Consider the following 16,912-nt stretch of genomic DNA (forward strand, 5'->3'; position numbering starts at 1 on the left):
GTGCGCGTCGGCGGCGGGGTGCTTCCCGCGTCGGCGTGCAGGAGAACATTACCTCACTCCACGGGTGGCGATCACACTCCGGGGCGCCGGGGCGGAGAATGGCCGGGTGAGCGAGGAAACCGGAGGGCCGGCGTACGGCCGGGACCGTGACGCGGAGGGGCGGGCGCGCAGTGCCCGGCCCCGGGACGCGCTGGGGCGGCCGTTGCCGTACGGGGCGGCGGGGGTGGCGCGGCAGCCCGAGGGGGTGGTTCGGGCGCCCGGGGAGTCCCTGCGGGAGGCGCAGCGGCTGCTGGACGCCGGGATGCCGTTCCACGCGCACGAGGTGTTCGAGGACGCCTGGAAGTCGGGGCCCGGCGGCGAGCGGGAGCTGTGGCAGGGGCTCGCGCAGCTGGCCGTGGGGCTGACGCACGCCGCCCGGGGGAACGCGACGGGCGGGGCGCGGCTGCTGCGGCGGGGCGCCGGGCGGGTCGAGGGGTACGCGGACGGGGGCGGCGACACGTACGGGGTGGACGTCGCCGGGCTGCTGCGCTGGGCCGACGGGCTGGCCGCCCGGGTGGAGCGGGGCGCGCCGGTGGACGCCGGCGCGGAGGCGCCCCGGCTGAGGGGCGGCCGGGACGGCCGTTAGGCGGGCCCGGTGGCTTTCGCTACCCGGTCAGTCTCTCCTTCAGGACCGTGGTGTGGCTGGTCTCGGGGTCCCGGGTGGCGGTGAGGAGGGTGATCGTGCCGGTCGCGGCGAGGGTGCGGAGGCGGTCGAGGGAGGCGGCTGCCTCGGGGGCGGCGAGTTCGGCCTCGTAGCGGCGGCGGAACTCCTCGTGGTCGCCCTGGCCGGGGCCGTGGTACCAGTGGCGGAGTTCCGTGGACGGGGTGAGGGCTTTGGGCCATGCGTCGATGTGGGCGTCGGCCTTGGCGAGGCCGCGCGGCCAGAGGCGGTCGACGAGGACGCGGGTCCCGTCGTCGGGGGACGGCGGGTCGTAGACGCGGCGGACGCGGACGTCGGGGGTGGCGGCGGGCATGGTTCCAGGGTGCGTGCCCCCGGGGCGCGTCACCCGTCGGCGCGCAGGACGGGCAGCAGGACGGCGTCGACGAACGCGCGGGCGGCGGAGGCGTCGGGGAAGCGGTCCTCCAGGAGTCGTTCGATGCGGAGCAGGCCCATGAGGCTGGGGGCGACGAAGGCGATGGCCGGGTTGTCGGGGGCGACCTCGCCCCGGTCGACGGCGCGCTGGACGACGGCGTCGATGGCCGCGACCTCGGGGGCGATGACGGTCTCGCGGATGCAGCCGCGCAGGTCGGGGTGGTGGAGGTAGGCCTGGGCGACGGCCTCCATGAGTTCGGTGTCGTGCTCGTGGCGGGCCGAGGCGATGCGGGCGGCCTCGTGGAGGTCGCCGGCGAGGCTGCCGGTGTCGATGCCGGTGAAGACCCCGCAGCGGCGGGCGGCGAGGGCGGCGGTGACGAGCCGCGGCTTGGTGCCCCACTGCCGGTAGAGCGTGGCCTTGCCGCACTTGGTGCGGGCCGCGACGCCCTCCATGGTCACCGCGTCGTAGCCGCCTTCGCGCAGGAGGCGGAGCACGGCCTCGTACAGCTCCGCCTCGCGCTCCGGCGTGATCTTGCTGCGGCGGGCGGCGGCGGTGGCGGCCTGCGTCGACATCGGTTCCTCCCGGGCACCTCCGGGGCTCGGCGCGCGGGGCGCGAGCTCCCTTTCCCTGCACATACGAGGGTAGGGGGTGCACAATCGAGACGCAAACGTATCGAGACGCTTGCGTCTCGATGAAATCGGATCTAGAGTTCCTCCGTTTGTTGCACATTTGACCGATTGACGGATGGGAAGTGCCGCGCCATGGCCACCCGGATACGCGGGGCGCTCGGGCTCCGCCCCGCTTCCCCGGCGGAGGGCGGGCGGCCCCCGCTCCTGCGCGAGCTGCTGCTCGTCACCGGGCTCTTCCTCGTCTACAAGTTCGGCCGGCTGCTCGCCAACGGCCACGAGTCCCGCGCCTTCCGCAACGCCGACCTCGTGTGGGACGCCGAGCGCGCCCTCCACCTCCCCGGCGAGGGCGCGGTCCAGCAGCTCCTGCTGCACGGCGAGCCGCTGATCCGGACCGCGAACACCTATTACGCGGTCGTGCACTTCCCGGCCACGATCGCCTTCCTCGCCTGGCTGTACTGGCGCCACCCCGCCCCCTACGTGTGGTCCCGGCGCGTCCTGACGCTGGTCACCGGCGCGGCGCTCGCGCTCCACATCCTGATCCCGCTCGCGCCGCCCCGGCTGCTCGCCGCGAGCGGCCTGGTGGACACCGCGCGGGTCTACGGTCCGTCCGTCTACGGAGCGGTCCCCGAGACGGACTCGATGGCGAACCAGTTCGCCGCGATGCCGTCGCTCCACTTCGGCTGGGCGCTGATGGTCGCGATCGGCCTGATCGCCGCGACCCGCTCGCCGCTGCGCCGGTGGTGGCTGCTGCACCCCGCGATCACTCTCCTCGTGATCGTCGGCACGGCCAACCACTACTGGCTGGACGCGGTCGCCGCGGCCGTCCTGCTCGGCTTCGCCCTGCTCGTCGTGCCCTCGCCCGGACGGCCCGCCGCGACACCCGGCGCGCCCGCCGGCACACCGCCGCCCCTCCCCCGGCGGGAGCCCGCCGCCGGGGGAGGGACCGGGACCGGGGCCGGAACCGCCGCCGGGACCGGGGCCGTACCGACCGGAGCGCGGCGATGAACGGCGCCGCGGGCACCGCCCTCGCGGTGCTCCTCTCCCTCGTCTCCGCCGCCGGGTACGCGCTCGCCGCCGTCGCCCAGGCCCGGCTCGCCGCCGCCCCCTCCACCCCGTCGGGGCGCGGGGCGCTGCGGGCGCTGCTGGCGCGCGGCCAGTGGTGGGGGGCCGTCGGACTCAACGCGGCGGGCGCCCTCGCCCACGTCGCCGCCCTCCACTACGGACCCCTGACGCTGGTGCAGCCGCTCGGCGCGCTGACGCTCGTGGCGGCGCTGCCGCTGGGCGCCCGCACCGCCCGGCGGCGGGTGACCCGCACCGAGTGGCGGGGCGCGCTGTGGACCCTGGCCGGTCTCGTCGGCCTGGTCGCGGTGACCGGTCCGGCCGCGCCCGGCGAGGCGCTGAGCCTGCGCGAGTCCCTGGTGGTGGCCGCGGCGACGGCCCTGCTGATCGCGGTGCTCGCGGGCGGCCGACGGACGGCGGACGGCGCGGGGCGGGGCGGGGTGCGGGCCGGCGGGCTCGGCCACGCCACGGCCTCCGGCGTCGCCTCGGGCGTGGCGTCGGCCCTCACCCAGACCCTCACGGCCGCGCTGACCCTCGGCCTCCCCGGCGGCAGCCCGGCCTGGTGGCAGACCGCCACGCTCGCCCTGCTGATCTCCGCCTTCGCCATGGGCGGCCTGCTTCTCTCCCAGACCGCCTACCGGGGCGGCCTGGCCGCGCCGCTCGCGGTCGTGAACCTCTCCAACCCGGCCGCGGCGGCCGTCCTGGGCGTGGCGCTGCTCGGCGAGACCTTCCGCGCGGGCGCCTGGGGCTGGGCGGCCGCCGCGGCGGCCGCCCTGGTCGCGGCCCGGGGCGTGGTCCTGCTCACGACGGGCGCGCCGGCGCCGTCGGAGGCGGCGTCCGCACCCGTACCGGCGCGGGCGCGGGCGGGGGCGGGGCAGGCGCCGGGGGCGGCGGTCGGTCCGGCCGCGCCCGTCGTGGCGCCGGGCCCCGGCGAGCCGCCGGCCGGGACGGCGGGCCTCGCCGGGGCGCTGGGCGCTGCGCTCGCCCCCGTACCGGAGGCGGAGCCCGTCCGCTGATCCCACCTGCCCGCACCCCCTTAACGTCATCTTGACGACAAGCCGTCGAGCGGCCTATCGTCATAGCGACGACAAGGGGGTTCTCTCATGGCCGACATCACCCGGCGGGCCGGCTGGCGCCACCTCCGCTCCGCGCCCACCGCGCACATCCGGCACCAGCGGGGCGGCAGGCTCGCGCACGACGGGGCCGGGCTCAGCTTCTGGTTCCGGCCGCTGAGCGCGGCGCTCTCCGAGGTGCCGGTGGACGACCGGGAGCTCGCGATGGCGTTCCACGCCAGGACCGCGGACTTCCAGGACGTGAGCGTGCAGTCCACCGTCACGTACCGGATCGGGGACCCGGCGACCGCCGCGGCCCGGCTCGACTTCTCCATCGACCCCGACACCGGCGTCTGGCGGGGCACCCCGCTGGAGCAGATCGCGACCCTGCTGACCGAGACCGCCCAGCAGCACGCCCTCGACGTGCTCGCGCGCACCTCGCTCGCCGAGGCGCTCGTGGACGGCGTGGCGGCGGTGCGCGAGCGGATCACGGACGGGCTCGCCGCCGAGCCCCGGCTGCCCGCCACCGGCATCGAGGTGGTCGCCGTCCGCGTCGTCGCGCTCCGGCCGGAACCCGAGGTCGAACGCGCCCTGCGGACCCCCGCGCGCGAGCAGATCCAGCAGGAGGCCGACCGGGCCACGTACGAGCGCCGGGCCGTCGCGGTCGAGCGCGAGCGGGCCATCGCCGAGAACGAGCTCGCCAGCAAGATCGAGCTGGCCCGCCAGGAGGAGCGGCTCGTCGAGCAGCGCGGCACCAACGCCCGGCGCGAGGCCGAGGAGTCCGCCGCCGCCGACGCCGTACGGGCCGAGGCCGAGGCCGTGCGGAAGGTGCGGCTGGCCCGGGCCGAGGCGGAGGCGGCGCGCGAGGTCGGCGAGGCGCGGGCCGCCGCGCAGACGGCCTGGCTCCAGGCGCACGCCGCCGCCGACCCGGCCGTCCTGAAGGCCCTGGCGCTCACCCGGGCAGCCGAGCAGCTGCCCCGGATCGAGCACCTCACCCTCTCCCCCGACGTCCTCACCGGCCTCCTCGCGAAGCTCGGCGGCGGCAGCGGCGGGGCGGGCGCGTGAGCCTCGCGCCGCGGGCGGTCCTCGTGCACCGCAGGACGGAGTACGAGGAGCTGCTCGCCCGGCACGGGACGCACGGGCAGGCCGCGTTCTTCCTCGCCGCGCGCGGACGCTCGGCCGACGAGGTCCGCGAACGGCACGAGCGGACGCGGCGGGCCCTCGCGGCCGTCGCCGGCGCCGTCCCGCTGACCTGGCGGCAGACCCGGGTGGAGCGCGCGGATCTGGACAGGTTCCTGTTCGGTCCGGAGGACGTCGTCGTGGTCGTCGGCCAGGACGGGCTCGTCGCCAACACCGCCAAGTACCTCGCCGGGCAGCCCGTCGTCGGCATCGACGCCGACCCGGGGCGCAACGCCGGCGTCCTCGTCCGGCACCGGCCCGGCGACGCCCGCCGGCTGCTGCCGTACGCGGCGGGGCCCGGGGTCGCCGCCGACGAGCTCACCATGGTCGCGGCGGCCACCGACGACGGGCAGCGGCTGCTCGCGCTCAACGAGATCTACGTGGGCCCGCCGGGCCACCAGACCGCCCGCTACACCCTCGACGCCCCCGCGGGCGGCGGGGAGGACGGCGCCCCGGAGGCGCAGGCGTCCTCCGGGGTGCTCGCCGGGACCGGGACCGGCGCCACCGGCTGGCTCCGCTCGCTCTGGGAGCAGCGCTCCAGCGGCCTCGCCCTGCCGGGGCCGGCCGAACCGCGCCTCGCCTGGTTCGTGCGCGAGGCGTGGCCCTCGCCGACGACCGGCACGAGCCGGGTCGAGGGGCTCGTCGGGCCCGGACAGGGGCTGCGGCTCACCGTCGAGTCCGACCGTCTGGTCGCCTTCGGCGACGGCGTGGAGTCCGACGCGCTCGACCTGACCTGGGGCCAGACCGTCCGGCTCGCCGTCGCCGACACCCGTCTGCGCCTGGTGGGCTGACCCCGGCCGGACCGGCCGGAAACGATCGGCGGCACTCCCGGGCGCCCCTCAGGGAACGCTAGGGTGGGGCGCTTTGACCGATTTGGGGTGCGGCCACGTGCCCCGGGCGGGTGCCGGCGGCGGCGCGTACCGGCGTCCGCACGGGCACGCCGTCCCCCTCCCCCTCCCGGAAGGCCGGCCATGACCTCTCCCTCCCCCTCTCCCGGCACCGTCACCGTCGCCCCCGCCACCCGCGCCGAGTGGGAGCTCGTGCGGACCTGGGCCGCGGAGGAGGGCTGGAACCCCGGACGGGCGGACGCGGACGCCTTCTTCGCGCAGGACCCGGCCGGCTTCTTCCTGGGTCGGCTCGACGGGGAGCCGGTCTCCGCCGTCTCCGTCGTCACCTACGGGGAGGCCTACGCCTTCCTCGGCTTCTACCTCGTCCGCCCCGAACTCCGCGGCCAGGGCCTCGGGATCGCCACCTGGCGGGCGGGCCTGACCCACGCGGGCGGACGGGCGGTCGGGCTCGACGGGGTGCCGGCGCAGCAGGACAACTACCGGCGCTCCGGCTTCGTCACCGCCTACCGGACCGCCCGCTATGTCGGAGAAGTCCCGTCTCCGGAGCGCCCGGTGACCGGGGTGGTCCCGGCCGGGCGGGTCGATCCCGCGCTGCTCGCGGCGTACGACTCCGCCTGCCACCACGCCGATCGGCCCCGGTTCCTCTCCGCCTGGCTGACGACCCCGGGGCACCGCGCGCTCGCGCGGGTCGTCGACGGGCGCGTGACCGGCTACGGCGTCGTCCGTCCCTGCCAGGACGAGGCCCGCGTCGGGCCGCTGTTCGCGGACGGCCCCGCGGACGCGGCGGCCCTCCTCGACGCCCTCGCCGAGGCGGCCCGGGACTTCGGGGCGCGGTCCGTCGCCGTCGACATGCCCGACACCAACCCGGCCGCCGCCCGCATCGCCGAAGAACGCGGCCTCACCCCGACCTTCGAGACGGCCCGCATGTACACGGGTCCGGTGCGGCCGGTCGCCCGGGAGCGGGTCTTCGGGGTGACGACGCTCGAACTCGGCTGAGGCCCGCCCCTCTCGACCCTCGCCCCGCCCCCCGCCCGCACGGCCCCGCGCTCCGCGGCGTACGCTCCCCTCGCGCGCCCCTTCACGTGCCCGCGAGCGGGTCGGATCCGGCCGGTCCAGCCGCCCGAGGGGCGCGTCCGGGGCGCTCGGGGCGGGTCGCCCCCGGGACTCCGGGCTTCCCGGGCGGGCCCCTCGGGGGGACCCCTCGCCGGGGGTGAGGGGCGACAAGGGTTTTCCCCGTATCGCGTTCACCTTCCCGTTCCCTACTGTCCTCCGCACCGGCGGATATCATCCCCCGCATCGCATCCGACATGTGTCAGGTGCATGCGGGGAGACCCCGCCGGTGACGGCCTTGACCCGGGCCGTCGGCGCCGGTGGCGGCGCACGGGCACCCCAGCCCAGGGACCACGGCAGCGACCCCACTTCGCACCGTGCCTCCCGCGCCGCCGCCACTGCCCGCAACCACGTCGTACTCGAAAGGGCCAGCACTTTGAACGGTTCCAGGCGGAGAGTCATATCCGTGGTCGCCACCGCCGCGATCATCGGTGCCGCTGTCACCACCACCGGGGCGTTCGCCGCCGCCCCGGCCGCTCCCTCGCCGAAGCCCGCTCCGGCTCCGGCTTCGCAGAGCATGCAGGCGCTTCCCACCGCGCCGGTCGAGAAGGTCATCGTGACCTACAAGAGCCAGGCCGCCGAGGCCGGTTCCAACGCGGCCGCGAAGACCGACACCGCCGAGAAGGCCGCGAAGACGGGCGAGGCGCTCTCCTTCGAGCGCCGTCTCGCCGGCGGCGGCGCCCTGGTCGACCTGGGCGAGACCGCCACTCCGCAGGACGTGAACGAGGTCATGGCCGCCTTCCGGGCCGACCCGTCCGTCGCGACCGTGGAGCCGGACGTCCGCGCCTACGCCATGGCCGTGGCCCCGAACGACACCGACTACGCCAAGCAGTGGGACCTCTTCGAGGCCACCGGCGGCATGAACGTCCCGTCGGCCTGGGACAAGACGACCGGCGCCGGCGTCACCGTCGCCGTCATCGACACCGGCTACGCCGCCCACAGCGACCTCGCCGCCAACACCGTCGCCGGGTACGACTTCATCTCGACCTCCGCCGACGCCCGCGACGGCAACGGCCGCGACGCCGACGCCAAGGACGAGGGCGACTGGAACGCGACCGACGGCGAGTGCGGCACCGGCTCCAGGGCGTCGAACTCCTCCTGGCACGGCACCCACGTGGCCGGCACCATCGGCGCCGTCACGAACAACACCAAGGGCATCGCGGGCATCGCGTACAACGCGAAGGTCCAGCACGTCCGGGTCCTGGGCAAGTGCGGCGGTTCGTCCTCCGACATCGCCGACGCCATCACCTGGGCCTCCGGCGGCACCGTGCCGGGCATCCCGGCCAACGCCACCCCCGCCAAGGTCATCAACCTGAGCCTCGGCGGCGCCAGCTCCTCCTGCCCGAGCGTCTACCAGACCGCGATCAACGGCGCCGTCCAGCGCGGCACCACCGTCGTCGTCGCCGCGGGCAACAGCAACGCCAACACCTCCGGCTTCACGCCCGCGAACTGCTCGAACGTCATCACCGTGGCGTCGACCAGCCGCGAGGGCAACCGCTCGTACTACTCCAACTACGGCACCCTCGTGGACGTGTCCGCCCCGGGCGGCGAGACCCGCCGCGCCACCGACACGCCGGGCACCGTCACCACCCCCGAGAACGGCATCCTCTCCACGCTGAACTCGGGCACGACGACCCAGTCGACCGAGAACTACAAGCCCTACCAGGGCACCTCCATGGCCGCGCCGCACATCGCCGGTCTGGCCGCCCTCCTGAAGTCGGCCAAGAGCACGCTCACCCCGGCCGACATCGAGTCGGCGATCAAGAGCAACGCCCGCCCGCTGCCCGGCACCTGCTCCGGCGGCTGCGGCACCGGCATCGCCGACGCGGCCAAGACCGTGGACGCGGTCACCGGCACCACCACCCAGCCGGGCACCGTCTTCACCAACACGAACAACGTGACGATCGCGGACAAGGCCACCGTGTCGTCCTCGATCGCCGTCAGCGGCCGCACCGGCAACGCCCCCGCCGCCCTCAAGGTCGGCGTGGACATCAAGCACACCTGGCGCGGTGACCTGGTCATCGACCTGGTCGCCCCCGACGGCACGGTCCGCAACCTGAAGGCCTCCTCCGGCTCGGACAGCGCCGACAACGTCCTCACGACGTACACGGTCGACGCCTCCAGCGAGGTCGCCAACGGCACCTGGCAGCTGCGGGTCCGCGATGTGGCCACGGGTGACACCGGCTACATCGACTCCTGGAGTCTCACCTTCTGAGCCTCCGCTCCAGCGTTCTGACACCACCCCCCACACCAGCATCACCGCTGGTCAGCGGCGCCCCCGTGGTCTACACCACGGGGGCGTCGCCGGGTTCCGGAAAGGTATCCGACCGGTGCCGGGTGTCCGTATGCCGGACATGGACCCTGGACGGACGCGGCGGGCTCCGTATTCTCTGCGCAGGGCTCATGGGCGGGGCCCACGGGCGGAGGTGGCGACCAGGTGACGACGGTTCCGAACGGCCCCCTGCCCGCACGCTCTCCCGGCACGGCCGGCCCCCCGGCCCCGGTGGGCCGCGAGGAGCTGCTCGCCCGCCTCGAATCCGTCCTCCACGCGCGCGGCCGCGCCCTGCTCACGGGCCCCGCCGGCGTCGGCAAGACGGAGGTCGCCCTGGCCGCCGCCGCCCGGGCCGAGGCCCGCGGCGAGACCGTGCTGTGGCTCGCGGCGCTCCCCGCCGACCGCGCGATACCGGGCGCCGCCGCGGCCGCCCTGGTGGCCTCCGTCGCCAGCACCGTCGCGTGGCCGGGCCCGCGCGCCGCCGAGACGGTCCCGCGCCCCGGTGAGCGGCTCGCCGCCGAGGACGGGCCGGGACGCACCGCCGCCCCCGGCGGCCTGGCGGCCGCCGTCGACGTGCTCCCCGCCGGGGTGTTCGCCTCCGGCGTCTTCGACGACCTGCCGGGACCGCAGCGCACCGCCGTCGCGATGCTCTGCCGCGAGGCCCCCATCCAGCAGGGCGGCTGGGACCCGATCGCGCTGCGCCTCGGCATCGCCCGCATCCTGCGCGTGCTGACCTCGCGCGGTCCGGTGCTGCTCGTCGTCGACGGCGCCGAGTTCCTCGACCCCGACAGCACCGACCTGCTCCGCTTCGCCCTGCACCTCGCGCCGCCGTCGCTGCGGGTGATCGCGGTCGAGACGCCGGAGCCGTACGGGGACACCCACCGCGCCGACGCGCCGGAGCCCGGCACCGGCGCCGCCGGACACCCGGGCCGGCCGGGCGCGGGGCACTCCGCGCACCTGTGGGTGCCCTCCGAGGCCGACCTGCTGCTCGTGCCGCCGCTCCAGGCCGACGAGATCGCCGAACTCCTCATCCACCACCGGCTGCCGTCCCGGATGGCCGGCCGCATCCACCGCGCCAGCGGCGGCAACCCGCGGCTCGCGCTCGCCGTCGGCCGCTCCCTCGCCGACGCCCGCACGCCCGTCCACCACGCGGAGGCACTGACCCTCTCGGGCCGCGCCCGCGACCTCGCCCGCCAGCTCCTGGGCGCCGCTCCCCCGCCGGTGCGGGCCACGCTGCTGCTCGCGGCCCTGGCCCTGCGTCCCTCGGCGACGCTGGTGCGGCGCGCCGGACGGCCCAACGCGGAGGCGGACCTCGCGGCGGCCGAGCGGGCCGGGCTCGTGTCGCTCGCCGAGGACGGCTCGCTCGTCTTCACCGCCGGGCTGCTGCCCTCCACGCTGGTGCACGACGCCTGCTGGGCGGAGCGCAGCGCGGGCCACGCGGCGCTCGCGGAGGTCGTGGACGACCCGGTGGAGGCGGTGCGCCACCGGGCGCTCGCCTCCGACCGGCCCGACGAGGAGCTGGCCGCCGAGGTGGCGGCCGCCGCGGAGACCGCCCGGCGGCGCGGCAACAACGCGCTCGCCGCCGAACTGGCCCTGCTGGCCGCCGAGTCGACGCCCGGCCGGGACGGGGCGCGGCGGATCGCCCGCCTCGTGGACGCGGCCGAGGAGGCGGCCAGGGCCGCCCGCGCCGACCTGGCCATGCGGGCCACCACGGACCTGCTCGCCCGGGACGCCTCCCCCACCGACCGGGTGCGGGCCCGCCTCGCGGTCCTGGACACCGCCGGGCAGGGCCTCACCGACCTCGACGACATGTACGTGCACGCCATGGAGGACTCGGAGGGCGAGACCGCGCTCCGGGCCGCCGTGCAGCTCCGTCTCGCCGTCAAGTACGTCCTCGCGGACGGCGATCCGGAGCGCTCCCGGACGGCGGCGATGGAGTCCGCGGCGCTCGCCGCCTCGGTCGGCGACCCGCGTACGGCCGCGCAGGCGCTGACGGTGCAGGCCCGCATGGAGCGGGCGCTCGGCTCGCCCGACGCCGAGACCGTCCTCGCCCGCGCCCGTGAACTGGAGCTGGCCGAGCGGCCGTTGGGCATCCGGAACGCCGCCCAGATCCTGACGATCCGCCACGCCCTCTTCGACGACCGGCTGGTCGACGCCCGCGACGAGCTGAACGCGCTGCTGCCGCTGGTGCAGCGCCGCGGCTCGGTCGAGGACGCCATCGAACTCTTCCGCACGCTCGCGGAGGTCGAGTCGCGGATCGGCGCCTGCGGGGCGGCGCTCGCGCACGCGGGCCAGTCCCTCGCACTCACCCTGGAGGCCGGCCTCTCCCCCGGACCCGCCTGGTACGCGCTGGCGCTCGCCGAGACCGCCGGCGGCAGCCTGGGCCGGGCGGCCAGCTACGCGCGCCGGAGCGTGCAGGCCTCGGAGGAGGAGGGCGACCGGGTCTTCCTCTCGCGCAGCCGGTACGCCCTCGGGCGCGTCCAGCTGATCAACGGCGACGTGGCGGCGGCCCTGGAGACCCTGCGGCGGGTGCAGACCGACGAGCGGGCGCAGTCGACCGTCGACCCGTCGATGCTGCGCTGGCACGAGGAGCTGGCGGAGGCGCTGCTCGCCCACGACGCCGTGGAGGAGGCGCTCGCGGTGCTCGCCGAGGTGCGTCCGGTCGCCCGGCGCCTGGGCCGTACCACGGTGTTGCTCGGGTGCGACCGGGCGCAGGCGCTGTGCCTGGCGGCGGAGGGCCGGACGGACGAGGCGGCGGAGCTGCTCACCGGGACGGCGAGCCGGTTCGCGGAGGCGGGGCTGCCGCTGGAGCAGGGGCGGGCGCTGATGGCGCTGGCCCGGGTGGAGCGCAAGCGGCGGCGGCGCTCGGCGGCGCAGACCGCCCTGCACGCGGCGGCCACGGTCTTCGAGCGGGCGGGGGCGGCGCCCTGGCTGGCGCTCGCCACGGAGGCGCCGGCCGGCGAGCTGCCGGGGGCGGCGCCGGGCGGCGACGAGACCGCCACGGCGCTGGCCTCGCTGACCGAGGCGGAGCTGCGACTGGCCCGGCTCGTGGGCCAGGGCGCCTCGAACCAGGAGGCGGCGGCCAAGCTCTTCCTCAGCGTGAAGACGGTGGAGGCCCGCCTGACCCGCATCTACCAGAAGCTGGACGTCCGTTCCCGCGCCCAGCTGGCGACGGCGCTGCGCCCCTGACCCGCGCCTCCCGCGCCTCCGGTCTCAGGGGCGGTGGACGGTCACGTACGCGCCGCGTACGGCGGTGCCTTCGGGGCCGCCCTCCGGGCCGGCGGGGGTCCACTCGGCGGTGACGGTGCCGAGGGCGGCGTCGTCCCCGTCTCCCGCGGCCGGCCGCAGGACGCGCCGGAGGCGCAGGGTGAGGGGCTCGGCCCCGTCGCCCGCGCGGACGCGGATGTCGGTGTGGCCGGCGCCGTCGACGGCCCCGAGCGGCTCGACGTCCCCGGTGGCGACGGCCGCGGCGTCGAGGACGGCGGCGACGGTCGGGTCGACGGCGTCGCTGACGGACTGCTGCTGGGGCACGGCACGGCCGGCGAGGAGGGCGTACAGCTCGCCGACGAGGACCGGGTCGTGGGCGCCGTCGTAGATCCAGCGGGTGCCGAGGACGCCGTGTTCGGAGGTGCCGATGAGGGCGTGCTCGGCGCCGTCGAGGGGCTTGCCCCGGTACGTCATCGGCACGAGGTACGCGACGGCGTCCGGACCTTCCCCGTCGGTGACGACCATGAACTCGACGCCGACCTCGCCCTCGGGGTCGTCGAGGCGGAACCCGCCGGCCTTCACCGGTCGCGGGGCGTGCGGCCCGGCGGCGTACCAGGCGCGGGTCGGCAGCCAGTCGGCGAGGAGTTCCAGCTTGGTCGGCCGCATGGTGGTGCGGTGGATGAGGGCCATGAAGGGTCGCTTCCTCTCCTGGGGACTGCCGGTGGCGCCCGTCAACGTAACAGAGGGGGCGCGGGGGCCGGGCCGGGGCCGCTCGGCCCTCGCCGCGGGACGCCGGGACCCTCGTGTGATGATCTGCGGGACGTGGGTCCGGAGGGGACCCGCGGGGGAGAGAGAACATGGGATTCACGGACGCCAACGGCGTCGACCTGTCGGGCGTCACCGGCAGGCTCATCCAGACGGTGGACCTGGTGCAGGGCCCCGCTCCGCAGGCGATAGCCACCGACACCGTCAACGGGCACGTCTTCGTGCTCCAGCTGGAGTCGTCGGCCACCGCGCCGGGCGACTCCGGCAACATGTACCTGAACCGGATCAACCGCACGACGGGCGCGGTCACCGGGTCCATGCGGCTGAAGGGCTTCGGCCACGGGCTCTCCATGGGCTGCCAGCCGGTGGGCGCGGACAGCCACCTGTGGACCGAGTGCGGTCCGGTGCACGTCACCGGCAGCGGCGTCGCGTTCGGGAAGAGCGTGACCCGGTTCAAGTTCGTGGCGGGCGGGGTGCTGGACGCGGCGGCGATCCCGCAGGCGCAGAAGTTCACCCCGCCGGGCTCCACGGCGGGCACGGGCCCCTCGTTCGACCCGACCACCGGCCTGCTGACCGTCATGTACCACAAGGACGGAAAGCGGCACTTCACCCGGTACGACGCGGACCTCGCCGCCACCGGCGACTGGACGCCCGTCGGCACGACCTTCGTCATGCCGGCCGGCGAGGACGTCACGCCGGCCGTGCCGTCCCCGTACCCGCTGAAGAAGACCCTCACCTCGCAGGGCTTCCAGACGCTGGGGAACGTGCTGTACGCGTACCACTGGGCGCCGTACGACGCGGAGACGTACCCGGACACGGTGCCGAGCGCCTTCCCCGGCATCGCCTTCATGACCTCGTACGACTGGACGACCGGGCAGCGCCTCGACCGGCAGGTCGTCACCGGCGCGGACGGCCTGGAGCGGCGCGAGCCGGAGGGCGTGGCGGTCGAGGTCGATCCGGCGACGCAGGAGACCCGGCTGCTGTTCGGCTTCAGCAACACCGTGCCCGGCACGACGGGTTCGCGGGACGTCACGGTCTGCTGGTACCCGACGAAGCCCGCCGTCGACGGCGTGAAGGTGCTCTCCGCCTGGGAGGACCTGACGCTCGCGACCGGCGTCACCGCGGGGGCCGAGCGCCCGCGCGGCCGGCTCGTCGCCCTCGCCGGCACCACCTACCTCCAGCTGCGCGGCACCCTCACCTGCAACCTGACCGAGGACAGCAGGATCGCGACCCTGCCGCACCGGCTCCGCCCGACCCGGCAGACCCGGCAGAACGTGCCGCGGAACAACAACACCGGGCGCTGCGTGTGCCGCGTCGAGGCGAACGTCCGCGGCGAGCTGTGGGCGTACGGCGCCTACGCCGACAACGCGATCACCTGGATCGACCTGGACGGCGTCTCCGTCGCCTGGCGCTGACGCGCCCGCCCCCTCCCGACCTTCCGACTCCCTTTCCGGAGGACCACTTCATGAACACGTCGGCCTCGGCGTCCACCAGCCGCCGCTCCCTGCTCACCGCCGCCCTCGCCGCGCCCGTCGCGGCCGTCGCCGTCCCGCTCGCCACGGCCGCGCCGGCCGCCGCGGAGGTGGTCGACGGCTGCCAGACCGTCGTCGACTGGACCGCCGTCACCCCCGCGGCCGGGATCACCCCCGACGCCGCCGCCCCGCTCCAGGCCCGGGTCATCCGCCTCGCCGGCACCGAGTTCCTGCAGCTGCGCGGCACCCTCACCTGCAACCTCACCGCCGACGCCACCCTCGGTACGCTGCCGGCCACGATCGTCCCGCCCAAGCTGACCCGCGGCGTCGTGCCGCGCAACAACAGCCAGGGCATCAACGCGATCCGCGTGGAGGCGAACACGGCGCGCGCCCTCAAGGTGTACGGCCCCCAGACGTCCAACCCGGTCACCTGGATCCAGCTGGACTCCTTCTCGTCCGTCCTCCGCTGACCCGCCGTCCCCGCCGGGACGGATCGGTCCGGCGGCCATGCCCCCCGCGCACGGCCGCCGGACCGGGCTCTCAACGGCGCGACCGCCCGCTCATGACGTGCCGTACGTTGCGCAGCCGGGCCTCGACGTCGGCGTGGGCGGACCGGGGAGCCGGCCCGGCGCCGCCCGGCACGGCCGCCGGGTTCGGCGTCGCCGGTGCCAGGGCCGGTGTCGCCAGGGCCGGTGTCACCGGCGGCACCGTCCCGGGCGGCGGCTCCGCCGTCGCCTCGCCCCGCCCCTCCCGTACGAGGACGTCCTCCAGCGCCTCCCCGAAACCGAGGCCCACGGCGTAGGCGTCCGCCGTGAACTCGGCGTGGCGGTGGAGCCACGCCACGAGCAGCGGCGCGACCGTGACCGGCACCACCAGCCACCACATGCCCTGGACGACGGTGAGCTGGAAGAGGAACCAGCCGATCATCAGGGTGAGGCAGCCTCCGCAGGCGAACCCCGCCCTGTTCCTGACCCCGAAGAGGAACACGATCAGCGCGAGGACCAGCCGTCCGGCCACGCGGGCCGGCATCGCGTACCAGTCGGCCAGCATCGCGGCCCAGGCGTGCCCGCCCACGTGGTGCCCCAGCTCGTGCGCGAGCACCGCGGCGAGCCGTGTGTCGGACAGCCGGTCCAGCGCGTGCCGGGTGACGGCGACGATGTGGCCCGCGGCCGCGGTCGCGTTGAGCTCGGCCCGCTCCTGGATCCAGAGTTCGTAGTTCTCCCGGTCGACCCCCGCGCGCCGGGTGACCTGCTCCCACACCACGTCGAGCCGCCGCGCCTCCTCCGGCGACGGCCGCCGCATCCCGAACAGCCGCTGCGCGATGGCCGTCTCGACCCGCCGGTTGAAGACGAGCGGCCCGGAGAGCAGCCAGACGATCGGCACCACGACGCCGAGCGCGACGTGGACCGCCGCCGACGCGAAGGTGACGACCCCGAGGCTGATGAGCCCGATCGGCACGGTCAGCAGCAGATGCGACAACGCGGCCCCGTCGAGGCCCCGCTGACGCGCCTTCACCAGGCGTCGCCCGGTGTCCAGTTCGAGGTCGTCCCGGCCGTCTACGCCGTACCCGCCTCCGTACGGGTCCGGAAGAACGGCCGGGGCGGGGGGAAGGGGTGGAACGGGGGCGGCCGGTACGGGCAGGGGCGGCGGAACGGGCGACGCCCCCGGCACCGCCTCCCGACCGGGTACCGCGGAAGGCGGAGCTCCCCCGACGACCGGCCCGGCCGAACCGGCCTGGCCGACCCCGCCGACCGACGGCCCGGCGGGCCCGGGGGACGGGGGCCCCGGGTACGACGGGGGCGCCACCTCGAGGGGATACGGCGGAGGCGTCTCACCGGGATACGGCGGGGCCGCCCCAGCCGGGTCCGCAGGGGGGACGTCCTCCGGGTATGCCGGGGGCGCCTCACCCGGGTACACAGGGGTCACGTCCTCCGGATACGCCGACGGGCCCGGCTCCGGAGACGCGGGAGGGGCGTCGCCCGGGTATGCGGGCGGGCCCCCCTCAGGGGGCCTCGCAGGCGTCTCGCCCGGATACGGCGGTGGCACTTCCCCCGGGAACGGCGGAAGCACTTCCCCCGGGTACGGCGGAGGTGCTTCCCCCGGGTACGAGGGGGGCGCCTCGCCCCGGCGAGCCGGGGGCACGCTCTCCGGATACGCCGGGGTCGGCTCCCCCGGGTACCGCGGAGGCGCGCCTTCCGGGTGTGCGGGGGCCGTGTCCGCCGGGTGGGACGGCGGGCCCGGGGGTG

Annotated in this window: 14 protein-coding genes; 10 read left to right on the forward strand and 4 right to left on the reverse strand. The window is 76.3% G+C overall.

The window, feature by feature from the left end; genetic code table 11:
- Positions 1-106: 106 nt before the first annotated feature.
- On the forward strand, positions 107-625 hold the full coding sequence (locus tag IE245_RS04885; protein ID WP_189945465.1) for a DUF309 domain-containing protein: 519 nt from the start codon (positions 107-109) through the stop codon (positions 623-625).
- Between the two features lie 19 nt (positions 626-644).
- On the opposite strand, the gene IE245_RS04890 is transcribed toward IE245_RS04885, so the two are convergent.
- Positions 645-1,013: a DUF488 domain-containing protein gene (locus IE245_RS04890; protein WP_189945466.1), complete on the reverse strand. Its 369-nt coding sequence runs from the start codon at positions 1,011-1,013 to the stop codon at positions 645-647.
- 29 nt (positions 1,014-1,042) lie between these two features.
- Complete coding sequence (locus IE245_RS04895) at positions 1,043-1,645, reverse strand: TetR/AcrR family transcriptional regulator (protein WP_189945467.1); 603 nt, start codon at positions 1,643-1,645, stop codon at positions 1,043-1,045.
- 189 nt (positions 1,646-1,834) lie between these two features.
- Between IE245_RS04895 and IE245_RS04900 the strand changes: the two genes are divergently transcribed.
- The 7 genes from IE245_RS04900 to IE245_RS04930 all read left to right on the forward strand — a co-directional run bounded on the left by IE245_RS04900 (position 1,835) and on the right by IE245_RS04930 (position 12,411).
- A complete protein-coding gene (locus IE245_RS04900; protein WP_189945468.1) occupies positions 1,835-2,707 on the forward strand; it encodes a phosphatase PAP2 family protein in 873 nt (290 codons plus the stop codon).
- Entirely contained in the window at positions 2,704-3,777 is a 1,074-nt protein-coding gene (locus tag IE245_RS04905; protein ID WP_229851070.1) for a DMT family transporter, read from the forward strand. The genes IE245_RS04900 and IE245_RS04905 overlap by 4 nt, the downstream gene beginning before the upstream one ends.
- An 87-nt stretch (positions 3,778-3,864) precedes the next feature.
- Positions 3,865-4,878, forward strand: a complete 1,014-nt coding sequence (locus IE245_RS04910) for an SPFH domain-containing protein (protein ID WP_189945469.1) — start codon at positions 3,865-3,867, stop codon at positions 4,876-4,878.
- Positions 4,875-5,783: a hypothetical protein gene (locus tag IE245_RS04915; protein WP_189945470.1), complete on the forward strand. Its 909-nt coding sequence runs from the start codon at positions 4,875-4,877 to the stop codon at positions 5,781-5,783. The genes IE245_RS04910 and IE245_RS04915 overlap by 4 nt, the downstream gene beginning before the upstream one ends.
- Before the next feature lie 180 nt (positions 5,784-5,963).
- The gene (locus IE245_RS04920) at positions 5,964-6,836 is read left to right on the forward strand and encodes a GNAT family N-acetyltransferase (protein ID WP_189945471.1); all 873 of its coding nucleotides are present in this window, start codon (positions 5,964-5,966) and stop codon (positions 6,834-6,836) included.
- A gap of 520 nt (positions 6,837-7,356) precedes the next feature.
- Positions 7,357-9,165 carry a S8 family peptidase gene (locus IE245_RS04925; protein ID WP_189945472.1) on the forward strand — a complete coding sequence of 603 codons (1,809 nt, stop codon included), beginning with the start codon at positions 7,357-7,359 and terminating at the stop codon, positions 9,163-9,165.
- A gap of 222 nt (positions 9,166-9,387) precedes the next feature.
- On the forward strand, positions 9,388-12,411 hold the full coding sequence (locus tag IE245_RS04930; RefSeq protein WP_229851071.1) for a helix-turn-helix domain-containing protein: 3,024 nt from the start codon (positions 9,388-9,390) through the stop codon (positions 12,409-12,411).
- Positions 12,412-12,435: 24 nt separating this feature from the next.
- On the opposite strand, the gene IE245_RS04935 is transcribed toward IE245_RS04930, so the two are convergent.
- Positions 12,436-13,119 (reverse strand): maltokinase N-terminal cap-like domain-containing protein, encoded by a 684-nt coding sequence (locus IE245_RS04935; protein WP_189945473.1) that lies wholly within the window; start codon positions 13,117-13,119, stop codon positions 12,436-12,438.
- Positions 13,120-13,286: 167 nt separating this feature from the next.
- Here IE245_RS04935 and IE245_RS04940 point away from each other — a divergent pair, with 167 nt between their 5' ends.
- Positions 13,287-14,609, forward strand: coding sequence for a hypothetical protein (locus IE245_RS04940; protein WP_189945474.1), 1,323 nt, complete (start codon positions 13,287-13,289; stop codon positions 14,607-14,609).
- Between the two features lie 50 nt (positions 14,610-14,659).
- A complete protein-coding gene (locus IE245_RS04945) occupies positions 14,660-15,136 on the forward strand; it encodes a hypothetical protein (RefSeq protein ID WP_189945475.1) in 477 nt (158 codons plus the stop codon).
- Positions 15,137-15,206: 70 nt separating this feature from the next.
- Here IE245_RS04945 and IE245_RS04950 read toward each other — a convergent pair whose 3' ends face one another.
- Positions 15,207-16,181 carry a M48 family metalloprotease gene (locus IE245_RS04950; protein WP_189945476.1) on the reverse strand — a complete coding sequence of 325 codons (975 nt, stop codon included), beginning with the start codon at positions 16,179-16,181 and terminating at the stop codon, positions 15,207-15,209.
- Positions 16,182-16,912 lie beyond the last annotated feature (731 nt).

Origin of the sequence: Streptomyces roseolus (genome assembly GCF_014649855.1) — a bacterium.
Classification (GTDB): Bacteria; Actinomycetota; Actinomycetes; order Streptomycetales; family Streptomycetaceae; genus Streptomyces; species Streptomyces roseolus.